General features: G+C 51.7%; 17 protein-coding genes. 11 read left to right on the forward strand and 6 right to left on the reverse strand.

Features of this window, described 5'->3' with window-relative positions; genetic code table 11:
* Nucleotides 1-3: 3 nt before the first annotated feature.
* Nucleotides 4-1,218, reverse strand: coding sequence for an MFS transporter (locus HY774_15905; protein ID MBI4749971.1), 1,215 nt, complete (start codon nucleotides 1,216-1,218; stop codon nucleotides 4-6).
* 506 nt (nucleotides 1,219-1,724) lie between these two features.
* Between HY774_15905 and HY774_15910 the strand changes: the two genes are divergently transcribed.
* Entirely contained in the window at nucleotides 1,725-2,336 is a 612-nt protein-coding gene (locus HY774_15910) for a metallophosphatase domain-containing protein (protein ID MBI4749972.1), read from the forward strand.
* 86 nt (nucleotides 2,337-2,422) lie between these two features.
* On the opposite strand, the gene HY774_15915 is transcribed toward HY774_15910, so the two are convergent.
* Complete coding sequence (locus HY774_15915) at nucleotides 2,423-4,750, reverse strand: hypothetical protein (GenBank protein ID MBI4749973.1); 2,328 nt, start codon at nucleotides 4,748-4,750, stop codon at nucleotides 2,423-2,425.
* A gap of 543 nt (nucleotides 4,751-5,293) precedes the next feature.
* Here HY774_15915 and HY774_15920 point away from each other — a divergent pair.
* The 9 genes from HY774_15920 (at nucleotide 5,294) to trpA (ending at nucleotide 13,515) form a co-directional block, all read left to right on the forward strand.
* Nucleotides 5,294-6,223, forward strand: coding sequence for a bifunctional 3-deoxy-7-phosphoheptulonate synthase/chorismate mutase (locus HY774_15920; GenBank protein ID MBI4749974.1), 930 nt, complete (start codon nucleotides 5,294-5,296; stop codon nucleotides 6,221-6,223).
* A 207-nt stretch (nucleotides 6,224-6,430) separates the two neighbouring features.
* A complete protein-coding gene (locus tag HY774_15925; protein MBI4749975.1) occupies nucleotides 6,431-7,885 on the forward strand; it encodes an anthranilate synthase component I family protein in 1,455 nt (484 codons plus the stop codon).
* 291 nt (nucleotides 7,886-8,176) lie between these two features.
* Nucleotides 8,177-8,767 (forward strand): aminodeoxychorismate/anthranilate synthase component II, encoded by a 591-nt coding sequence (locus HY774_15930; protein ID MBI4749976.1) that lies wholly within the window; start codon nucleotides 8,177-8,179, stop codon nucleotides 8,765-8,767.
* 136 nt (nucleotides 8,768-8,903) lie between these two features.
* On the forward strand, nucleotides 8,904-9,890 hold the full coding sequence (gene trpD, locus HY774_15935) for an anthranilate phosphoribosyltransferase (protein MBI4749977.1): 987 nt from the start codon (nucleotides 8,904-8,906) through the stop codon (nucleotides 9,888-9,890).
* The gene (locus HY774_15940; protein ID MBI4749978.1) at nucleotides 9,871-10,638 is read left to right on the forward strand and encodes an indole-3-glycerol-phosphate synthase; all 768 of its coding nucleotides are present in this window, start codon (nucleotides 9,871-9,873) and stop codon (nucleotides 10,636-10,638) included. Before trpD ends, HY774_15940 begins: the two co-directional genes overlap by 20 nt.
* Entirely contained in the window at nucleotides 10,635-11,249 is a 615-nt protein-coding gene (locus tag HY774_15945; protein ID MBI4749979.1) for a phosphoribosylanthranilate isomerase, read from the forward strand. Before HY774_15940 ends, HY774_15945 begins: the two co-directional genes overlap by 4 nt.
* Before the next feature lie 74 nt (nucleotides 11,250-11,323).
* Nucleotides 11,324-11,623, forward strand: coding sequence for a hypothetical protein (locus HY774_15950; protein ID MBI4749980.1), 300 nt, complete (start codon nucleotides 11,324-11,326; stop codon nucleotides 11,621-11,623).
* A complete protein-coding gene (trpB, locus tag HY774_15955) occupies nucleotides 11,553-12,731 on the forward strand; it encodes a tryptophan synthase subunit beta (protein MBI4749981.1) in 1,179 nt (392 codons plus the stop codon). The genes HY774_15950 and trpB overlap by 71 nt, the downstream gene beginning before the upstream one ends.
* Entirely contained in the window at nucleotides 12,712-13,515 is an 804-nt protein-coding gene (gene trpA, locus HY774_15960; GenBank protein MBI4749982.1) for a tryptophan synthase subunit alpha, read from the forward strand. The genes trpB and trpA overlap by 20 nt, the downstream gene beginning before the upstream one ends.
* 20 nt (nucleotides 13,516-13,535) lie before the next feature.
* On the opposite strand, the gene HY774_15965 is transcribed toward trpA, so the two are convergent.
* The 3 genes from HY774_15965 to HY774_15975 form a co-directional block, all read right to left on the reverse strand.
* Complete coding sequence (locus tag HY774_15965) at nucleotides 13,536-15,683, reverse strand: DUF4157 domain-containing protein (protein MBI4749983.1); 2,148 nt, start codon at nucleotides 15,681-15,683, stop codon at nucleotides 13,536-13,538.
* 167 nt (nucleotides 15,684-15,850) lie between these two features.
* Nucleotides 15,851-17,251 carry a hypothetical protein gene (locus HY774_15970; GenBank protein MBI4749984.1) on the reverse strand — a complete coding sequence of 467 codons (1,401 nt, stop codon included), beginning with the start codon at nucleotides 17,249-17,251 and terminating at the stop codon, nucleotides 15,851-15,853.
* A gap of 274 nt (nucleotides 17,252-17,525) precedes the next feature.
* Complete coding sequence (locus tag HY774_15975) at nucleotides 17,526-17,963, reverse strand: hypothetical protein (protein MBI4749985.1); 438 nt, start codon at nucleotides 17,961-17,963, stop codon at nucleotides 17,526-17,528.
* 146 nt (nucleotides 17,964-18,109) lie between these two features.
* Here HY774_15975 and HY774_15980 point away from each other — a divergent pair, with 146 nt between their 5' ends.
* Entirely contained in the window at nucleotides 18,110-19,159 is a 1,050-nt protein-coding gene (locus tag HY774_15980; protein MBI4749986.1) for a Fic family protein, read from the forward strand.
* A 56-nt stretch (nucleotides 19,160-19,215) separates the two neighbouring features.
* Here the strand turns inward: HY774_15980 and HY774_15985 are convergent, their stop codons facing one another.
* Entirely contained in the window at nucleotides 19,216-22,332 is a 3,117-nt protein-coding gene (locus HY774_15985; protein MBI4749987.1) for an efflux RND transporter permease subunit, read from the reverse strand.
* Between the last annotated feature and the right edge of the window lie 50 nt (nucleotides 22,333-22,382).

Here is a 22,382-nt window from a genome sequence, read left to right on the forward strand (position 1 = left end):
TCGTTAGTCGGCCAGGGAAGGCGCTGGATTGATGGAAGGTAATTTTGTTCCACTCAATAAAATTTCTGAACCGTCGCTTTTCTCAGAAACGGCGGGAGCCAGGCTGGCAATCAGAGCACTAAGCAGCACAATCAATCCCAGCGCACCGCGCAAGGTAACCACTTCCGACAAAAAGCCAATCACCGGTGGACCAAGCAATAAGCCGATATACCCAAGGGTTGTCACGGCGGCGAGTGCAATTCCCGGCTGCATCACTTTTGATCGTCCCGCCGCGCTAAACACCGCCGGAACAATACAGGCATACCCGGCGCCCATTGCCGCGAACCCCAGAAGTGCCAACCAGTAAGTGCTTGAAAATAAAGAAAATGCCAGTCCAGCTCCGGCCAGCAGGCTTCCAGTTCGAACCGTTGAAACCGAGCCGAACCGATGCGTGATGGCATCGCCGGTGATTCGGCCCGTCGTCATAAACAATGAAAAGACAATGTACCCGGTGGCAGCCAGGGCATCAGATGTCTTTAAGGCGGTGTGGAGGTACACAGCACCCCAATCGGCCATGGCGCCTTCGCTCAGAAAGGCGCAAAAGGCAATCAGTCCAAGGGCCCACAGTGCTTTTGAAGGTTTTACAAACATTGGCTGGCTTTTTGATTCGTGGGTTGGCGCCGTTGGGAGTAAATACCGTGATGCCGCGCCAGCGATGAAGGTAAAAACGAGCCCAGCACACAGCCAGTGGACTGCCGGAGGGATATTGAAAAAAGCGACTCCACCACCCATTGCCGCGCCGGTTAAGCCTCCGACACTAAATAATGCATGAAACGACGCCATAATGTGGCGACCATAGGCTTGCTCGACTTCAACCGCCTGGGTATTCATCGCCACGTCCATGGCCCCTGATGTAATTCCCAGGATTAAAAGCGCCACAAACAACGTTGGGCCATTGATTGCCCAACCCGGCAAAATCAATGAGATACAGGTGGCAATTGAAGAGATCGTTGTCACTGGCCGGCTTCCAAATCTGGCAATCAACCATCCAGCGGTGGGCATGGCAATCAAGGCACCAATTCCCGGCCCCAAAAGCGCCAATCCCAACATGCCGTCGCTGAGGCTGAGGTTTTGTTGAACCGTCGGGATTCGGGATAACCAGTTGGCATAACTGGCCCCCAATAGAAAAAAACAAATGGAGACGGCCTTTCGTGAAGCCGTGAGTGATACCAGAGACATATCAACGTTCCTTGATTTCAATTCAAATATGCGAGCGCCAGTTCAACGAAAAGAATTGCACGAAAGTTCGTATTTCTGCATATTACTGCAAGTTTTTACTTGTTTAAAGCCAGATTTACCGGATTTTCGATTGATCCAGGCAAAAAACCGCTCAAAAATTATTGTTTTTCAGGTGAGTGCATTGTGGAATCCTGATGACAGCGCTTTATTTCCAGTTCTGAAAGAATGAATGGCCGATTGTAAAATGTGCCAATTCCTAAAAGATCCATCTGCCTGGCAATCGAAAGCCTGTGTTACCCTTTTGGAAATAAGGGAGTCGGATGGAAATATCATACCACCAGGGTTCAGGGTTCAGGGTTCAGGGTTCAGGGTTTAGAGCAAGATACTCCAGCTTGAGCAGTACCTGCCGGTTCCCCAGCCCTCACTTGAGTGGGATCAAGTCACTTCATCGCCTCAAACCCTGAACCCTGAACCCTGAACCCTGAACCCGATTTCATTGGGATTTTATTTTCTTCCGGGTCCCTAATTTAATTCATGCCGGAGATTTGACCGGACACGGTCAACTCGAAGAAATAGAAGAATTTAATTCCTGGCTCGGGATGCTTCCGTTTCAGTATAAAATTATTATTGCCGGCAATCACGATTGGGCTTTTCAGCTTACTCCGGACATGGCCCGGCGCATGCTCACCAACGGTATTTATTTGCAGGATTCAGGGATTCAGTTGATGGGGCTGAAGTTTTGGGGGAGTCCCTGGCAGCCGTGGTTCTTCAACTGGGCCTTTAACCTGCATCGAGGGCGGCCACTTCGCGAAAAATGGGACTTGATTGCGCCAGATACCGATGTGTTGATTACCCACGGACCACCCCAGGGGATTGGGGATTTGACGATTTCAGGAGATCAGGCAGGATGTGAAGAATTGCTCGCGGTTGTGAAACGAGTGAAACCAACCGTCCATGTTTTTGGTCACATTCACGAAGGCTACGGAATTGTAAAACAAGGTGTTACAACCTATGTCAATGCCAGCACCTGTACATTTTCATATCAGCCGATCAACCAGCCGATTGTTCTGGATGTGTATCCGCGTGATTATGAATTGGAAACCGGGTTGGCAATGTAGGCTGATTACAATGGGCACGCAAAACACAGATTTTAGCCTGCAAAAGCAGGCTAAAACTTGAGTTTCGCCAGCTTGCTAAGGGAGCGTTAAAAAACAACTTCCCGATTTTCATTTGGGTCGAAGCCATTTTCTTTTGAGTTCGGTGGCACTTTCCCTGACAAAAGCTCAGACCCCGTTTCAACCGTGATTGCCTGATCAAAGGCCAGCATCAGCGGCTCAGGATGTTGTAATCGAAAATGCCGGATCATCGAACACATTGCCGCGGCTGCCGTTTTGGCGGTTCCGACCGACGAACTCGACACCCCGGCCAAAACCGCCTTCAACGTCTCCTCAAAACAGCCTTCGAAGACACCAGGTGCGGTTTCGATAATTTCAAAAACCAGCGTTCCGACGGCTGGCTGCGTGGATCGGGTGTGGGCGAGCAAGCAATTGGCCACCGGCGTAAAGTGTTCTTGAGAAACCGTTTCCGCCGCAATTGGCAGCAGCATCCGTGCAAGTTCTTCGACTTCGATAGTTCGTACCAGTGACTCGATGATTTTTGAGATTCGGTGGGGAACCTGATCACACACAAACGTCCAAACTTCTCTTAATTTGAGTGTGTCACGCGTTTCAGGGGTTTTCGGAGCACCACTTGATTTGGGTTTGGTGAGGTCATTGATGACCGGAATCAGGGGTTGTTCACCTTTTTTAAAGAAAGGAATCGCGCTCCGTTCAAAGGCTGCCGCTAATAACAGAGCATCGTGGCGATTCCAGGCGGTGTTGATCAACCAGCAGTAGGGTTCGTGCCATTCCTTGCGCCTGTCATTTTCCTTGCCGGTTGGGAGCGGAAGATTTTGAATGGCGTCGCGAACCAGTTCGTGAGCGATTGGTTCCGGGCGCTGGTACAACCGTGCAAGCAAAAGTTGAAATTCAAGTTGGGTGTTTGGCTGGTCAACGCCGGCTTTTAACCAGGGGGCGAAAAACGAATCCGCCAGAATTCCGCGCTGTTCACGAATTTCGAGCAGTGGCGGCCAGAGGTCAAAGGTTGGTCCGTACAGGCCAACTTCGGTTCGCCAAAACTCAACCCAGGTTTCCAGTTGGGTCTCGGGCAGGAACATTCCCGCCACGTAGTTAAGTTGCTCCAAATCCCAGGTGACTTCGAAAAAGAAATCCCGAAATTCCGAAAAATCCGACCAGGCAGGAAGTGTTTTATTCCCTCGGCGTTGTTTGACTTTGGCGGCCTGCGGTTTGGCGGTTTCAATCAACACTTTCAGGAAGTCATTGGCCCACGGCGCTTTGGCCAGATCCAGTTCGGAAATGAAATCACGTGGGCGCGGTTGGGCCAGATATTTCCGCAGGTCGGTTCGAACCCCAGACTCCGGCAGCGAAATCTTGGTCAAATCCAGGAATTTGGCCCGCCCGCCTTTTTTCCGTCCAAGTTGGGTTTTGAGCACGTCAATGAACAACTTGAGCCGATTGGTCAGCAGCTTGGTCGCGGGTCCGGCTGGCACTGGCGCCACACCGGGCAGTTGGGGAAGTGCGGCTTTTTTTGCCGGGGCCAGTGGCTTTGGTTTGGGTCGAGTTTCCTCAACCGTTGCGTGGGAAACACCCTGGAGCCCCAGTTTTGATTTTTCCTCAAGTTGTTGAAATATCAGGGCTTGATGCACATTAAATCGGGAATACAAAGGCCGGACCGGTTTCAGAATGGTTTCATTGCTCCAGGGGTCGGCATCAATCAACCACTGATGTTGTCTCCAGGTCTGGGCGGCTTTGACCGCCTGGGCATCATTTTTCTTAATCAGTCCCCACCAGGCAGGTTCGAGCGTTTCTTCCAATGCCTGCCGATAAAACTGGAGCGTTTGCCGGTCTCGCCCCGAGTTCCCCTGAAAGGTTTGTTCAATCGGAAGTTGGGCAAACCCAATCAAATATTCCTCCAGCAGCAATCCAAAATCTGGACGAATGGCAATCAACGTCGAAGCCATCATTTCAATGCAATCCATCGCATATCGGTGGGCTTCGGCATACTGACTGTTGCGCAGCGGAACCCAGGAATATTCTTCCTCAATGATGTGTTGGGCTATCGGACTGGCAAACCCGGCGTAACTTCCGGCCAATCCGTCCTGGGGTCTTAAAACTGGTCGAAAAGAGTCTAATGCCTCAATTAAATGAAAATACAGGAATTTCGCCGCACTGTTTCCAAGCTTGGGCAGGTACTTTCGGCAAAATCGGCGAACCGAAACCGAAGGCGACATCAACCCCAAAACAAACTGATGGCTCATTCCATCCGTGGTTTCGAGTCGCAGTAAAATGTCTTTGGAGAGTGAGGGAATTTCGTTTTGCTTGAGGGTTGAAAATGTTCCAATAACCGAAAAAGCCTGTTGGAGATCACCAGCAGACAGTAACTCTTCGATCTGCAATTGTTCTTGTGGTGACATGGCGGGTGCGTTCCTCAGTAGACAAAATAGAATTCGATTACCGAGTAATAGCATAACTCCGTAATTTTGCAAATGGTGTTTTTTAGGTTTTCCGCTTGTCTGCGAAAGAACGAGGTGGCGTGAGTCCCCTCCGAAGTTTGCTGGTTGATTTCGGATTTTCTCGGATTTGAATTCGAACCGGCTTGACCCGGCCCAGCAGGCAAAAGAAATTCCGGTACGGTTTGAACCATTCATTTGGAATTTGGTAACCCATTGAATTTTCAGCCGTACCACCTGTTTTTCAAAGACTGAATTCTTAACTTGAACCAAAAGCGGAAACCGAGGGAACCACCCAGGCCACAAAAAATACTGGTTGACAAATCCGTGAAAGTTTCCTTATATCTTGGCCAGATTTTCAACCTGCTTTCATACATTTTCAGGACTCGAATGAACACGCAATTCTTTACGGCACAATATTGGTGGTATTACTGGTTTAGCCCGCCGGTGGCCTGCCCAATTGTGTCAACCTGAAGCGTTGCCGTGTGAAATCAAAACACCAACGAAATTCAAAAGACCGCAGGCCCCCAAACTCAGGGGCCTGCGGTTTTTGCTTTTTCCGAACACTTTTTCAGCCCACAGAAAGCGAGATCAAACACGATGAAACCCTCCCTTCTCGTCGCAAAGTCCGCCCCGAACCGGCAAACCCAGATACCGCTGGGAAGTTCGGTGGTCGGGAGTTCAGAACTGGTGGTAATTGCCGGCCCCTGTACCATCGAGTCTTACACCCAGGCCCGCCTCGTTGCCGACACCCTCGTTGCCAACGGCATTTCCTGTATGCGCGGCGGCATTTTCAAACCCCGAACTTCCCCTTATAGCTTCCAGGGACTCCACGAAGAAGGCTTCGAAATCATCCAGGCCATCCGCCGCGAAACCGGACTGGCCATCGTCAGCGAAGTGATGAGCCTTGAACAGCTTGAACTGGCCGTTGACCAGTTCGACTGTATCCAGATTGGTTCGCGCAATATGCAGAATTTCGAACTGCTCAAAGCCCTTGGGAAAATCAATCGCCCGGTGCTGCTCAAACGCGGACTGGCCGCCACGATTGAAGAATTTCTGCTCGCTGCCGAATACATTCTGGCCTCTGGCAATCCAAACGTGATTTTGTGCGAACGGGGGATCCGCAGTTTTGATCCGGCCACTCGCAACGTGCTCGATCTGGCCTCAGTGGCGCTGCTCAAGGAACAAACCCACCTGCCGGTGATTGTTGATCCAAGCCACGCCACTGGGAAACGGAGTTTGATTCTGCCGACCTCGCGGGCTGCCGTGGCGGTTGGCGCCGATGGATTGATCGTCGAAATCCATCCGGTTCCAGAGCAATCGGTTTCGGACGCCGATCAAGCCATTTCATTGGAAGATTTCACCCGGCTCCTGACCCAAATCGAACCAGTGGCCAGCGCGGTTGGCCGGACCATGTTTGAATGTGTTGCTCTGTAATACCAGCTTGTAGTCAATAGTCAGTAGTCAGTAGTCAGTAGATAAAACCAGATCGTTGAATCCGTGGATTTCCTGAAGAGAATTGCTCCTAAATGACTCAAATAGAACCAAATCCACTTGATAGATAATTCAAAATCCCAACACTCGACTACTGACTACTGACTACTGACTACTGACTAACTGACTACTGACCAGGGACAAACCACTATGTCAAAGCAAAATTCAGCCCCACACTCAACCACCGAACTGCCGTTTATGGTCACGGTTTTGTCCGATGTTGAAACACCAGCATCGCTCTTTCACAAACTGTGTTCTGACGAACCGACGGCCTTTTTATTTGAAAGTGCTGAAGGCGATACCCGGCTGGCACGGTATTCGTTACTTGGGATGGACCCGGTGTTGACCGTTACATTCCAAAACGGAACGGCAACCGTCATTCGAACCGAAACAAAGACCACGACTGAATTTTGCTTTGACAATCCTTTGAAAGTTTTGGAAACGCTGCTAGCTGAAGAACGGCAAGGGTTTAGGGCAACGTTACCGCCTGACTTTCCGTTTGCCGGAGGATTCGTCGGATATTTGGGCTCTGCGGCAACGCAGTATTTCGACCGAATTCCGCAACCGGAAACGAGCCCGTTTGGAATTCCGGAAGGGTTTTATGGGCTGTATGACACCTTCATCGTGTTTGATCACCTCTACCGGAAAATCAAGTTTATCTCGTACCGAAGCCAGTCACACCTCGACCACCTGCTTGAAAAACTCACCACTTCACCTCACTCGCTCCGCCCGCTGATTGCTCCCCAACCTCCGACAACCGAACCTGATCTTTTTGAAGGCGTCCAAACCGTGTTTGATCGCGAGCAGTTTTGTAGTGTTGTCAGGAAATGCAAAGAGTATATCAGCGCGGGCGAAGTGTTTCAGATTGTGCCGAGCCAGCGGTTTTTTGTGCCGATTGAAAGCCAGCCGTTTGATATCTACCGCAATTTGATCAGCTTAAACCCTTCCCCGTATGCCTATTTTCTGAAATTCCCTGGGTTTACCTATCTCGGTTCGTCTCCAGAAACCTTTGTTGAATGTCGCCAGGGAAAAGTCGTGCTGCGGGCACTGGCAGGGACGCGCCCACGTGGTACCACTCCCGAAGCCGACGAAGCGTTGGCCCAGGAACTCAAATCAAATGAAAAAGAACTGGCCGAGCATTACATGTTGATTGACCTGGAACGCAACGACCTGGGACGAGTCTGTGAAGTCGGAAGTATCGCTGTCGGCGAGATTGCGCAAATCATCCGCTACAGCCACGTCATGCATCTGGCAACGGAGGTCAGCGGCACGCTTCGGGCTGACAAAACGGTGTTTGACGTCTTTCAGAGCTGTTTTCCGCGTGGGACGGTTTCCGGGGCGCCCAAAATCAGAGCCATGCAACTTCTGGCTCAGCTTGAACCTGAACAGCGGGGGATTTACTCAGGCGTGGTTGGGTACATTGATTTTAATGGAAACGCGGACGGTGCGATTGCCATTCGGTCAGCACTGGTCAAAGACAGTGTCGCCCATCTGAATGCAGGTGCGGGTGTGGTGTATGACTCCGACCCGGAGGCCGAATATGAAGAAACCCGAAATAAAGCCAGGAGCGTCCTTCGGGCGATTGTTTCAACCAGACACTCGTGAAATCCAGTTGGGTTCAGGGTTCAGGGTTCGGGGTTCAGGGTTCAGGGTTCAGGGTTCGGGGTTCAGGGTTCAGGGTTTAAAAGACAAAAAGGACAAAAAGGACCTAAGTTCGAAAACCCGGAAACCGGAACCCAAAGCTCTGACAGGATGACAAAATGGCAGGGTGAAAAAGGTGATTTCTTTCATCCCTCATCCCTCATCCTTCATCCCTTCGAAGAACCCCGAACCCCGAACCCCGAACCCCGAACCCCGAACCCTGTTTTTATACCCCGAACCCTAAAAGGTCTCTCTATGTCAGTCTTGATCCTCGACAATTACGATTCGTTTACCTACAACCTGTATCAAGTCATGCAGGCACAAACCTCTGAATCAATTGAAGTTTTCCGTAATGACGAAATTGATTTTGATGAGATTGCACAGCGGCGACCGTCGCGAATTGTACTCTCGCCAGGACCCGGTCATCCCAAAAATCAGACTGATTTTGGCGTTTGTCGCGAAGTTGTGACCCGCTTTGACCAGCTCGGCTGTCCGGTGCTTGGTGTGTGCCTTGGCCATCAAGGAATCGCTCAGTTTTTGGGTGGAACATTGATCCAGGCACCGCAAATTGTTCACGGAAAAACCAGTCTGGTGAACATCACGCACGATTCGCCTTTATTTGAGGGCCTTCCGAATCCATTTCGAGCCATGCGCTATCACTCGCTTCTGGTTTCAGATCAAGACTTTCCAGCCGATTTGATCCCAACTGCCCACGAAGCGACACAGGGGCTGATTATGGCCCTGCAGCATCGTTCCAAACCGCTGTATGGCGTTCAATTTCACCCTGAGTCCATCGGGACGCCCGAAGGCGCTCAATTGCTCCAAAACTTTTTGAATAGATGTTGACCTGAGCAAATGAGCAAATTGAAAAATAGTCTCTCAAGTCCTCGGAGAGGGCGAAAGAGTTAAAGCCTCGGGTGGAGGGAGCGTCAGCGAGTGTAACCCGTGGAAAATAAATGAAATAACGAGTTGCAGGATTGAAATGAAATTCCAACCCCTGGCAATCGGTGCCGCCGATATTTCCGACTTAATTCATCTTCGGTTGAGTGAACCTGATGCCCGCGAATTGCTGGCAGGTTTAACACCAGACCGGGTAGACGCGGCCCTGTTTGCGAGAATCGTCCAGGTATTGCGCGAAACCAACGAGTGCCCGCTCACCATTGCGGAACCATTTCTGGATTGCTGCGGAACGGGTGGAAGCGGCATTCCGCACTTCAACGTCTCGACCACGGTTGCTTTTATTCTCACGGCGGGCGGCGTGAAGGTGGTGAAATTCGGAAACCGGGCCATCACCAGCCAGAGCGGGAGTTTTGACCTGTTGGAACAGTTGGGCATTCCAGCCGTGGTTTCATTTCACCACACGCGGGCCATTTTTGAATCAACCGGGCTGGCGTTTTTGTTTGCTCCGCAATGTTATCCGGCACTGAGAGCGTTTACGGTACTTCGAAAAACGCTTGGGGTACGAACCATTTTTAATTTTGTAGGGCCGTTGCTCCATCCCTTAAACCCGGCCTACCGCTTGATGGGCGTTTCACACCCCAAAATGCAATCGCACGTGGCACGCGTACTCAGTCAGGACCAGACGAACCGTCGCTCCTTGATTGTCTGTGGAGATAAAACACTCGATGAACTGACCCCGTTTGCGAGCAATCGCTGTTTTGATGTTTCTCAGGGCGTGACTCAGGAACTGAAACTATCACCAGTGAATACACTTCGTTCCAGTCACCCTGAACTGCGGTATACTGTGGGTGAAAACCTCCTCCTTTTTCAAAAGATGATCGCAGGCGAACTGGTCAACACGCCCGAACACCAGTTTGTTTGTTTCAACGCCGGTGCCGGCTTTTTTACCGCTGGCGTGACATCATCCATTGAAGAAGGCACCCATCTGGCTCGTGAACTGCTCGCCACGGGGCGGGTCAAAACCTTGGTCACTCAGGTAACAACCGCTTATGCCCATCACGCTCAATGACATTGTGGCCCACAAACGGGCTGAACTGGCGACGCGCACTGTCGGGTTTCTTCCCGAGGAACTCTCAACCGATCTGGAACCAGGCAGCTTTGCCTTTGAACGCACACTGGCCGGCAATTCAGTCAAGGTGATTGCTGAAATTAAACCAGCTTCACCTTCGGCGGGTGTGCTCCAGGAAGAGGTGAATATTCACGCCATTTTGAAGGAATATCACCGCTTTGCCTCAGCCCTGTCGGTTTTAACCGATGAGAAATTTTTTCACGGCAGCCTTCATTTACTGAACGATGTGGTCAAAAACACAAGCTTGCCAGTATTGCGCAAAGATTTTGTGTTGGCCCCGTTGCAAGTCTATGAAGCCCGACTGGCCGGCGCCGAAGCCGTCTTGCTCATCGCGAAAATCCTGACTGATGTTGAACTTGCGGAGTTGTCTGGATTGACCCGACAACTTGGAATGTCCGCCGTGATCGAAGTCCAAACCCAGGCAGAACTTGAACGCGCCCTCCGACTCCGGCCCCGCGTCGTGCTTATCAACAATCGCAACCTGGATACCTTTGAAATTTCCTTTGAAACGACCCGTCACCTGGCACCGTTGATCCCGAAAGACACCATCGCGATTTCAGCCAGTGGCATTCAAAGCCGATCCGATATTGAAGAACTCCTCCCTTTTTGTACCCGATTTCTGGTTGGAACTGCCCTGATGCAAACCACCACGCTTTCCCAAACCTTAGAGGAGCTGACCTCAATATGACGACGAAGGTAAAAATCTGCGGACTTACGTCCATTCACGATGCTGAAATGGTCGTCGCGGCAGGTGCTGACTACCTTGGATTGATTTTTGTCAAAGAAAGTCAGCGCTGCCTTTCGATGACGATTGCCGAACAGATTCGCAAAGCCGTTTCCGGGCGAATCTCAATCGTCGGCGTTTTCCGAAATGCACCCGCCACCTTTGTGGCCGAAGCCGCCCGCCGTCTGGCGCTCGATTTTGTGCAATTACACGGCCACGAGTCACCCGACTATTGCCAAACTCTTTCGACTCCGGTGATCAAAGTTCTGGAATTGACCGACCAGCTCAATCAAGACTCCATTGATCAATATTCCAGTTGTGCCAGGTATCTGTTATTTGATCGCCCCAAGCGGTTTCATGAGCCAATCCCAACGTTTGACCCAATTGCCACCCTTCGTGGGTTGGAACTGAAACTTCCCTTCTTTTTTGCCGGGAATCTGTCACATGAAACGGTTCGAAAGCCGATTGACGAGCTCAATCCATTTGGAATTGACGTTGCCAGCGGCGTCGAGGCTGCCCCCGGTATCAAAGACCCGGACAAAGTGCGGGCTTTTTGTGAAGCCTGCCGAATTTGAAACCTGACAAGGTGACAAATGACAAAGTGACAAGGTGACAAATAACAAGGTGACAAATGACAAAGTGACAAAAGTTGTGGTCATCTGGTCACGCTGTCACCCAGTCACCTGGTCACGCTGTCACCCAGTCACCTGGTCACGCTGTCATCTGGTCACCTTGTCACCCAGTCACCTGGTCACCTTGTCACCCAGTCACCTGGTCACCTTGTCACCCAGTCACCTGGTCACCTTGTCACCCAGTCACCCAGTCACCTGGTCACCTTGTCACCCAGTCACCTTGTCATCTGGTCATCTTGTCATTTTATGAAATCACTTGGAACCTTTGGAACTTTTGGCGGGGTGTATGTCCCCGAAACGCTGATTCCGGCGCTTGAAGAACTCGAAGCCGCTTATCTGGTTTTAGGCAGCGACGAGGCATTTCAGGCTGAGTTTACCGGGTTGCTCAAAAACTATGCCGGGCGGCCCACGCCACTCTATTTCGCTCGCAATCTTTCGGCCCGGTGGGGCGTGAATGTCTTTCTCAAACGTGAAGACTTGCTCCACGGCGGCGCACATAAAACCAACAATGCGATTGGTCAGGCGCTGATGGCCAAACGGATGGGAAAAACGCGGATCATCGCCGAAACTGGCGCCGGTCAACATGGCGTGGCAACAGCGATGGCCGGAGCGTTGCTGGGGCTTGAAACCGAAATTTATATGGGCGAAGTGGACATGCAGCGCCAGGAACAGAATGTGTTTCGCATGCGCCTGCTCGGTGCCACAGTGCACGGTGTGAAAAGCGGTTCCCGGACGCTCAAAGATGCGATTAACGAGGCGATGCGCGACTGGATTTCGAACCTGCGGTCAACCCACTATGTGCTGGGAACCGCCGCCGGCCCACATCCATTTCCCTCGATGGTAAAATTCTTCCAGCGCATCATCGGCGACGAAGCCCGGCGGCAAATGATTGAACAAACCGGAAAATTGCCTGACTACGTGCTGGCCTGTGTCGGTGGTGGGTCAAACGCCATTGGAATTTTTACAGCGTTTCGCGACGATGCCGGGGTGCAATTGATTGGTGTGGAACCCGCCGGCAAGGGACTGGAAACACCCGAACACGGCGCCGTTTTGGCCAAAGGAACGCCAGGAGTGCTCCACGGAATGATGAGCCTGGTGTTGCAGGACGAAGACGGCCAGATTTTTGAGACCCACAGCATTTCCGCCGGGCTCGATTACCCGTCAGTTGGTCCGGAACACGCCTTTTTGAAAAATATTGGCGCCGCCCGCTACGAATCAGCCACCGATGCCGAAGCCATTGCGGCTTTTCATCTGGTGTGTGAAACCGAAGGCATTATCCCGGCGCTGGAAAGTTCGCATGCGGTGGCCTATGCCGAAAAAATGGCCCGAACCTTGCCGGAAGGCACTACCCTTTTGATCAATGTGTCAGGTCGTGGCGACAAAGATTTGCAGCAGGTGATGAATTATGACACTCAATCGGTATGATCGGCGGTTTGCGACGCTCCGTGAAACGGGCCAGAAAGCCTTTATTCCCTTTACCATGCTGGGTTGGCCGGACCGTGACCGCTGCCTGGAGACAATTCGGTTGATGATTGAAAGCGGGGCTTCGGCACTGGAACTGGGTATGGCGTTTAGCGACCCGATTGCGGATGGCCCCATCATCCAGCGGGCGACATTTGAAACGCTGGCTTCCGGGTTTAAAGTCAAAGACGCGTTTGCGTTGATCGAGGAAGTTCGAAAACTGGACGCTGAAATTCCAATTGGATTGCTGGTTTACTTCAACACCGTGCTGGCCAAAGGAATTGACGGTTTTTACCAGCAGGCGGCCCAGGCCGGAGTTGATGGGGTTTTGATTGCGGATTTAACCCCTGAAATGGCGCCGCAGGTCGCCGAAACGGCTTTGAAACATGGGATTGCGCCGATTTTTATTATTTCCCCGCTGACCAGCCCTGAGCGGTTAAAAATCATCACCGAGCACGCCGGAGGATTTCTGTATGTCGTTTCCCGGCTTGGCATTACCGGCACCGAGCAGCGCTTTGACCATGCCCTGCACAATTTATTGGCGACGGCTCGTCAACACACGCCCATTCCATTGTGTGTCGGCTTTGGAATTTCCACGCCTGAGCACGCCCGCCGGATGCTCGAATTTGGCGCCGATGGCGTGATTACCGGCTCAAAGATTATCCAGCTCATCCAGGAAGCCAACGGCCAGCCGCTCGATGCCGTGTTGCGACCATTTCTGAAGGCAATGTGGAGTGCGGTGGCTTGACACCGCTTTCACCATTCGTTTTATTCTGCCCTTGGAATCCGCAGTTGCTGGTTGACTTGTGGTCCGGTAAGCGTGTTCATGACATTGCGATTGAGGGCCATGATCTCAACCCAATTGTCCCGGTTTCCGGTGGTGCGGAAGGCAAAGTCCCGAAGTGACTCACCGTGCTGGATGGCCACTGTGTCATCCGCGGCGGCGACGTCCCCGGCTCGTAGGAAAACCAATACCATCAGGAATCCGGCTTCAAGTCGTAAATTCTTCATTTGATTGATTTGTGCTTCCCCAACTGGGGGTGTGATGCCGTGGATTAACCCTCGTACTTGATTAATCCGGGTAGCGAGCGCGTCACGCGTAGCTGGAGCCGCGGCAACCGGGGCGGCTGAATTGGCGGGAAGTTGCATCGGAGCCACCTGCCGGTTCCCCATTGTCACAGTGGATTGATTCCAACCCTGGGCTGCTGCCTGAAAATTCAGTGAAGGCGAACCCATTGAAACAATTCTGAACGGATACAAATGAATCTGGTCGTTGCGGGTATAAAAGCCCCACTCGACTGAGCCAAGGTACGTCCCATCCATGGTGCCTTTGATACATAATGCCGCTGTCTCAAATCTCCGCGATGAGGTCACCGCATCCTGGGCCAACCTCGTCTGGGTCATCGGGTGGCTTGGACGGTCATACATCATTGCCGGGCGAGTTGCATTTCCTTCCTCTTCTTCCTCCTCTTCCTCTTCGTCATCGTCATCGTCATCGTCATCCTCCAGGTCAGTGCCTCGTCCTGAAAAGGTCAACACATCTCTGTCACCAGGATAACCCAACCCGGTGGCTGGTTCCATATGTTCACCCAGCACCCCCATCACGACATCGCCTAAGGTGATCCGCTGTGCACGGCTAAAATCCACGTCAATGATGACCCATCCACTGTCATCATCAGTTTCTGCCTTTTCCTCAATGATCTCGCTTTGTTCCTCATCGAGGGTTAACAGAAACTGGTTATAACTGGCTTGCCCCTGGAAGATGGCAACCGGGTTGCCGCCAGTAAACACCGGGTTGATGTATTCTTGCTTCTTATCAATAAACTGACCTGGATTGACCGCACGGTTTTGGGTATCTGGCCAGCCAGCCGGATAAGCTGGAGCCCCATCATCCTGATAATCAACCATTTGTACCAGTCCATATTTTTCACAGGCAACAAACGGGAAAATTTCAAACCTGAGAAGCATACTGCAGCCAACACGAGTCGGGTCAACCTCCCGGTTAATGTCCATTGCGGCATAACCTGTATCGGTAAACGTCCCTCCATAGGTGGTGAGGGTTGCCCGTTGGATCGTTGGTTCCGCCGCCGAACTTTCTTTTCCGGCAAACTGGTTGAGCAAATCTTCGGCTGACCGACCAGCGGCCACACGTTCGGCGACGGCATCGGCGTGTTGTTCATACACATCGCCGACCTTGCCGACACCTCCGGCCAGATGGACACCCGCCTGTTGCTGGATCACATGGGCGGCTTCGTGCGCGGCAGTGCGGATGTCTGGTGTTCCACCAAACACCACGTGATTGCCAGTTGCAAACGCCTTTGCATTCATGGCTTTGGCGCTGTTTGTCGCGTCTGAGCCAGTATGGGATTGGATCTGGCTGATGTCGTGTTTTCCAAATGAGCGTTGAATCTGCTCAGCAAATGGAAATCGCTGGACAGGTGCTCGAACTCCGGCCAACGCTGCAGTTCGAATGGCTTCCGTTTCAACATCGGTTGCGTTCGAGGCGCCAGGAATGGACTTTCGCTGGATCACCTCAAACCTTCCTTGAACCGGCTCTTCGTCTTCTTCAGGCAGGTCACCAACGGAAGCTGACATCAGTTGAATGGAATCCGTATCAGGCTGGGTTTCCATCAATTCTTCTTCTTCCAATAATTCCTGACGCTGAATGGTTCGCGTTGGTTGAAGTGTACTGGAGCGGTTTGAAAGGGCGGTTGCCAGTGCCGTTTGTCTCTGGACTTGTGGACTTTGATTGAGTTTCTGCTGCAATTGAACCGCCGTAGCCAGACGGCTATTTTGATGAACAGCCGGCTGCATCTGAATCGGAGACTGAATTGTTGATTGTTCTCGGGAGAATGGACTTGTGGTTGATTTCAATTGCGACTCACCGTTTTTCTGAGCAAAAGTTCCCATTTTCATTCTCCTTTGGACGTCTTATACCATTTTGGAATGAAGCGGTCGTATTAGAAAACATTCAAGTCATTCAATAAAATGAACTTAGTGAACTACTGACTACTGACTACTGACTACAAACTGGTATTACCTGATATCAGACAACTGGTGTAACCAATACCTCCGACAGGTGTTTAATCAAATTCATGTTTGCCAAAGGTATAATCATCGGAACTCTGGTTGGAATGTGGTGCCGTCGGATCAATTCCCCACTGGCGCATGGCTTCCGGCAGAAATGAATGATTCAACAACCCCTGAGCTTCTTGCGGATTCAGGTTGTACCCTACCAACGCCAGCCGTTGCCGATGTCGTTCCAACATCTGGAGTGCCAGTTCCATCGCAGCCGCCCGGGCTGAACCGTGGCTGGAATGTTCTGGATGACGTTCCGCCCAGCCAATCCCTTTTGCCAGTTCCTGCATGCCAAACGGCACACCTGAAACAAAATATGAAGCGTCAAATTTGGAAGCCAGCAGCGAAGCGATGTACTGTGCCTGCTCTTGTTGATTGGAATTGAGGTAGATAATTACGCTATCGGTCCGTTCGTTAATGGAACCTGGCCCCCCAATCTTGGCCGACTTGATTCCGTAATTTCCAACCAACTGGGTGGAAATGTATTTCCAGACTTCAGTTGCTGTCAGAGGGTTGAGCCGTAGTGTCAAGCGGGAATAAGTAGAATCATTCTTGACACTTTTGGTGCTTTCAGCGCGATAAAAGTCCTGATCTAATTCGCGGGTACTTCTTCGTGCTGGATTTTTGGTGAGTGTTCGGTTGGTGGTATATCGGTTGGTATGAGAATCTTCCCGCTGAGGATGCGATTCCACATCCATATCCCGGCTATCAAAATCAATATCCACCAGTGTATCCAGGTATTTATCATAATCCTTTTTGGGTAACTGGCTTGGAGGCGTGTACTCAGAGTAAGTGTCGTAAGCCTCCTTTTCACTTTTCTTCCCTGAACTCAACATCTTTGAGCCGAATTCCTGCATTCCTGAGACAGAAGTGGTCAGATTCAATCGTTTCATTCGGTCTTGTTCCGACTCTTCCATTGGTTCTCTGGTGGTTTGATCCATCCAGACTTCGTGCCCATCTTTTCTTCTTTTGAGCCGGTAGCGATTGCCCCACAAACCAAGCACGTCGTACCAGTCGCCGGTTTCTTCATCTATGTACACGTGGTTGATCGGGTCGCCGACAAATTTTCCCTGGATCACGCCTTTCGCCATCGTCGAAGCCGGTGAGCCAAATCTTGAAACTGCATTTTTATTTGCCATTGCCTGCAGTTGAGCAACTTTTTGAACCCGCGGGCTATGGTTTGCTACGGCGGTAAGTGCTTTTAATTGATTCACCTGTGAGCTTTTATTGGCCTTCGTTTGTAACTTCCGCTGCGTAGTTGCTTCAAAATATTCATCTTCCAGTTCAAGGGATTTTGGTTCCGCCGAATCAACCGAAACACGCTGGATTGTGGGCGATTGGAAAGTCTGGCGGGTAGTGGTGTTTCCCTGACCGGAGTGACTGCTTTTTTGGGATAAAGCTTTCATAAGTTCCGTAGATCCACCTGGGTTAAACAAGCAAAGGGAAGGGCTATCAAACTGTTACAGGGTTGAATGATCTTGTACTCGGTTTCCGCATTTGAAGCAAGTTAATTCCTTTCTTGTTTCTCTGTCGCGGAGAAGTCATCTAAGCCTGACAGTTCCCACCCGAGGGGCAATGGGAAGTAGCCCGACATTGGGCTATACTTGCGCCATCTCTTCGGGATGAAATCAAAAAACACACGTGAAAGGTTCAAGATTCCGTGAACGACAACCTCCCTATTCAATGGGCCTGAGTGCTCTTCGAAGTGATGCAACGAATTGGAATCCAGTCGTGAAATTGAAATATGCCTGTGACGTATCGCGGATGCAACCTGGAAACATTCAAGAAACTCCGTTGCGGAAAGGTCACTTGAGTTTGACAATCACCGCCCGGAGGGCGCTGGATAGTAGCCGGTGGTTTGCCGCTTTGGGCATACCACCGGGATTCGTACCCATTTCCCTCGCGCCCGGATGGGCGCTGGAAGCTTTCATCGGCAAAGTTTCGGTAACCGTTCCATCGTGCCTGGGATTTTGATCCAGCGCCTATCCGGGCGCGAACCGTTGGCGGTCCGTATTCCGGTGGGTGCGCCGCAAAGCCGGCTTCCACACCGGCTACTTTCCGGCGCCCTCCGGGCGAAATCCGACCTTTCCGCAACGGAGATTCAAGAAAACGAGACAAATTCTGTTTTTTTCTACAAATAGGCTCGAACGGTCTACAATTCTGAACCCTGACCTGACCAGTTCAAGAATCGCCCAGTTGTGCAAGGGAGGATAGACTTATGGGTGTTTATGGGTGTAAATATGGAGGTTTGACGGGAGACCTCTATGTTCAAAACAGATACTATCCAAATCACACACGAATTGCTGGCCCTGATTGCTGAGATTGAGGAATTCAAAGGCGCCTGGCGCGCTCTTGGCAGCCTGGCTCCGGACCGGCTGAGCGCCTTGCGCCGGGTGGCCACCATCGAAAGTATCGGTTCTTCAACCCGTATCGAAGGAAGCAAGTTATCAGATCGCGAAGTTGAACGCCTGCTTGCCAACCTTGAAATCAAATCCTTTGCAACCCGCGACGAGCAGGAAGTGGCTGGCTATGCCGAGGTTATGGAGACTATTTTCCATGCCTGGGATGCTATCAAAATTACGGAGAACCATATCCGGCAATTACACCGCGACCTGCTGCGCTACAGCGACAAGGACGAGTGGCATCGGGGAAATTACAAAACTTCATCAAATAGTGTGGCGGCCTTTGACGAAACCGGTCAGCAGATCGGCATTGTGTTTGAGACTGCTACCCCATTTGACACACCGCGCTTCATGGCCGAACTTGTCGGTTGGCTCAACGAAGCCCGCGAGATTGGTCACAGCCATCCCTTGCTTGTCATCGGTGTGTTTGTCGTGGTGTTTCTGGAAATCCACCCCTTCCAGGACGGCAATGGCCGCTTGAGCCGGATTTTGACCACCTTGCTCTTGTTGCAAGCCGGCTATGCCTATGTTCCCTATAGTTCACTTGAGAGCGTTATCGAACAAAGTAAAGAGGGCTATTATCTCGCCTTGCGCCAAACTCAAGGTACGATCCGAACTGAAGAACCAAACTGGCAGCCCTGGCTGAAATTCTTCCTTCGCACCCTGCACCAGCAAATGAAGCGGCTGGCCGCCAAGATGGAACGCGAAAAGCTAGTGCTTACCGCCCTGCCAGAACTGGCGGTCCAAATTCTGGACTTCAGCCGCGATCATGGCCGGGTGACGATTGGCGACATGATCCGCCTCACCAGTGCCAGCCGCAACACCTTGAAGGAGCATTTCCGTCGTTTGGTTGAGCAGCGGCACCTGGTCCAACATGGCACCGGCAAAGGCACCTGGTACACCCTGGCCTGACCCGACTGAGTGATACTGCGGCAAGATTTTGGTTTTAACGACGAAACAGGTGCGGACTATAATTCTGAACCCTGAACCCTGAACCCTGAACCCTGCTCTTCTCCGGCAACGCCAAAGAGCACCAGCTTCGGCTTTTCAAACAGCAAATACACAACGGGTGTCAAATATAAGGTCAGCACCTGCGAGACGGCGAGACCTCCGACAACGGCCAATCCAAGCGGCTGGCGTGATTGCGCGCCCGCGCCGATGCCCATCGCAATCGGAAGTGTTCCCATCAAGGCCGCCATCGTTGTCATCATAATCGGACGAAACCGGATGATGCAGGCTTCAAAAATGGCTTCTTCGGCTGGACGGTTTTCGGTGCGCTGGGCTTCGAGGGCAAAGTCAATCATCATAATCGCGTTCTTTTTCACGATTCCGATCAACATAATCAACCCGACGAAGGCATACACGCTTAAATCCATTTTGAAAAACATCAGCGTCAGCAGCGCCCCCAGTCCGGCAGAAGGCAGCCCAGACAAAATCGTCAGCGGGTGGATAAAGCTTTCGTACAAAATCCCCAGCACCAGATAAATCACCAGCACCGCAATCAATAATAATAAGGCCAGTCCAGTCAGCGACGATTGAAACACGTCTGCCGTGCCCTGAAATGTGGTCGTGATTTCGGAGGGCAATGTGTCGTGGGCTAGCTTTTTGACCGCTTCGGTGGCGTCTCCGAGGGCTGCTCCGGGTACCAAATTAAATGAAATTGTAACAGATGGAAGCTGGCCTAAGTGGCTGATGACCAGCGGGCCAACATCCCGTTCAAATGAAGCCACCGTGCTGAGCGGCACCAATTTTCCATTGTTGGAACGCACATATAATAAGGAGAGCGATGATGGGTCGCGCTGGTATTCCGGCTTGAGTTCCAAAATCACCTGATATTCATTCGTCGCCGTGAAAATTGTCGAAACCTGCCGTGTGCCGTAGGAATTATTCAGCGCGTCTTCGATTTGCTGGGCGGTCAGGCCAAGCGCCGACGCTTTGTCCCGATCAATCTTTACCGTTAGTTGGGGATTGTTGACCTGCAAATCACTTGCGATGTCCTGAATCAGCGGAATCGTGTGGAGTTTCTGCTCCAGTGCCGCGGCTGAGGCAAATAATGTGTCGGGGTTCGACCCTTGCAACGTGAACTGGTACAGGCTTTTTGACACCTGACCGCCAATTGAAACCGTGGGCGGGTTTTGCAAAAAGACTTCGATGCCGGCAACTTGCGCCAGTTGTGGTCGAAGCTGGATGATGATGTCATCGGCTTTGGCGGTGCGTTCGTGCAGAGACTTGAGCAAAATCAACAACTTCCCCGAGTTTGACGAAGCACTCGCGTCGCTGGTGCCAACCGTTGAGGAAACCGCCCTCACATTCGGATTTTTGCGGATGATATCCACCAGTTGCCGGTGGTTTTCAGACATTCGCTCGTAGGAAATGCCTTCGGCAGCTTCGGTGTAGCCAATAATCTGGCCGACGTCATCGCTGATCAAAAACCCTTTTGGAATCACAATAAATAAATGCGCGGTCCAGACCGTCAGGGCTACGGCAATCAAGAGCGTCACGACTCCGTGTCGCATGACATATCGGAGGCTCACTTCATAACTCTTCAAAAACAATTCAAATCCGCGTTCGGTCAATTTCAAGAACCAGTTGTGTGATTCCGCATGTCCGCTTTTCAAAAACCGGCTGCACAACATCGGTGTCAAACTGAGCGAAACAAACCCGGAAACCAGAATTGCCAGACTGATGGTGACGGCAAATTCCTTGAACAGCCGTCCCAAAATGCCGCCCATAAACAGGACTGGAATAAACACCGCGACCAGCGAAATGGTCATGGACAGAATCGTGAACGAGATTTCCTTTGAGCCGTTAAAGGCTGCTTCCAGAACACCTTCACCCAGTTCCATCCGGCGCACGATGTTTTCAAGCATGACAATGGCATCATCAACCACAAACCCGACTGAAAGCGTCAAGGCCATCAGCGAAAGGTTGTTCAAACTGTAGTCGAGCAAATACATCGCCGCATAAGTCGCCACAATCGAGGTCGGCACCGCCAGACTGGGAATAATCGTCGCCCGCACATTTCGCAGGAAAATGAAAATCACCATGATCACCAGCGCCACGGTCAGCACCAGCGTGAATTGCACATCGTGGAATGATTCGCGGATGGCCTCTGACCGATCATAGAGAACTTCCATTTTCAGCGCGGCTGGAAGTTGTTGCTGAAAGACGGGTAACAGCGCCCGAATCGCATCAACCACCTGAATGGTGTTTGAACCCGGCTGGCGCTGAATGGCCAGCGTGACCACCTGCTGATCGTTGAGCCAGTTGCCGACCCGGTTGTTTTCGATGCTGTCAAGGACAACGCCCAGATCCCGGAGTTCAACCGGCGAGCCATTTCGATAGGCCACAATCAGTCGGCGGTAGGCATTGGCATCCACCAGTTGACCGTTGGCCTGAATCGTCAGTGATTTGTAATCTCCGTACAGCGTCCCGACGGGCAGGTTGACATTTCCCTGTTGAACCGATTGCGCGACTTCGTCAATGCCGATGCCTCGCGTCGCCAGCGCTGTCGGATCAAGCTGAACCCGGACGGCATATTTTTGCGAACCAGTCACCGCCACCTGCGCCACGCCGCTGATGGTTGAAATCCGCTGGGCAATGGTGGTTTGGGCAAATTCGTCAACCTTTGAAAGCGGAAGGGTTTGCGAAGTCAGCGCCAGGTACAAAATCGGCTGGTCCGCCGGGTTGACCTTCTTGAGTGATGGCGGGCTGGGCATTCCAGGTGGAAGTTGTCGCGTCGCGGCTGAAATTGAGGTCTGAACATCCTGGGCCGCCGCGTCAATATCACGGCTTAAATCAAACTGGAGTGTCACCTGGGTGTTGCCCTGAGTGCTCGTCGAGTTCATCGCCGAAAGCCCGGCAATGGTCGAAAACTGGCGCTCCAGCGGCGTCGCCACCGAAGACGCCATTGTTTCGGGGCTGGCACCGGGAAGGCTGGCCGTGACCTGGATGGTTGGGAAATCAACGTTCGGAAGATCGCTCACCGCCAGCGCCCGATAGCCGATAAAGCCAAACAACAAAATCCCCGCCGTGACCAGCGTGGTCATAATCGGACGGCGAATAAACAATTCAGCAAAATTCATGGCAGGTCCCAGTTTTTTGTCAGTGGTTAGTGGTTAGTGGTTAGTGGTTA

The sequence above is a fragment of the Acidobacteriota bacterium genome, assembly GCA_016208495.1.
Lineage (GTDB): Bacteria > Acidobacteriota > Blastocatellia > Chloracidobacteriales > Chloracidobacteriaceae > JACQXX01.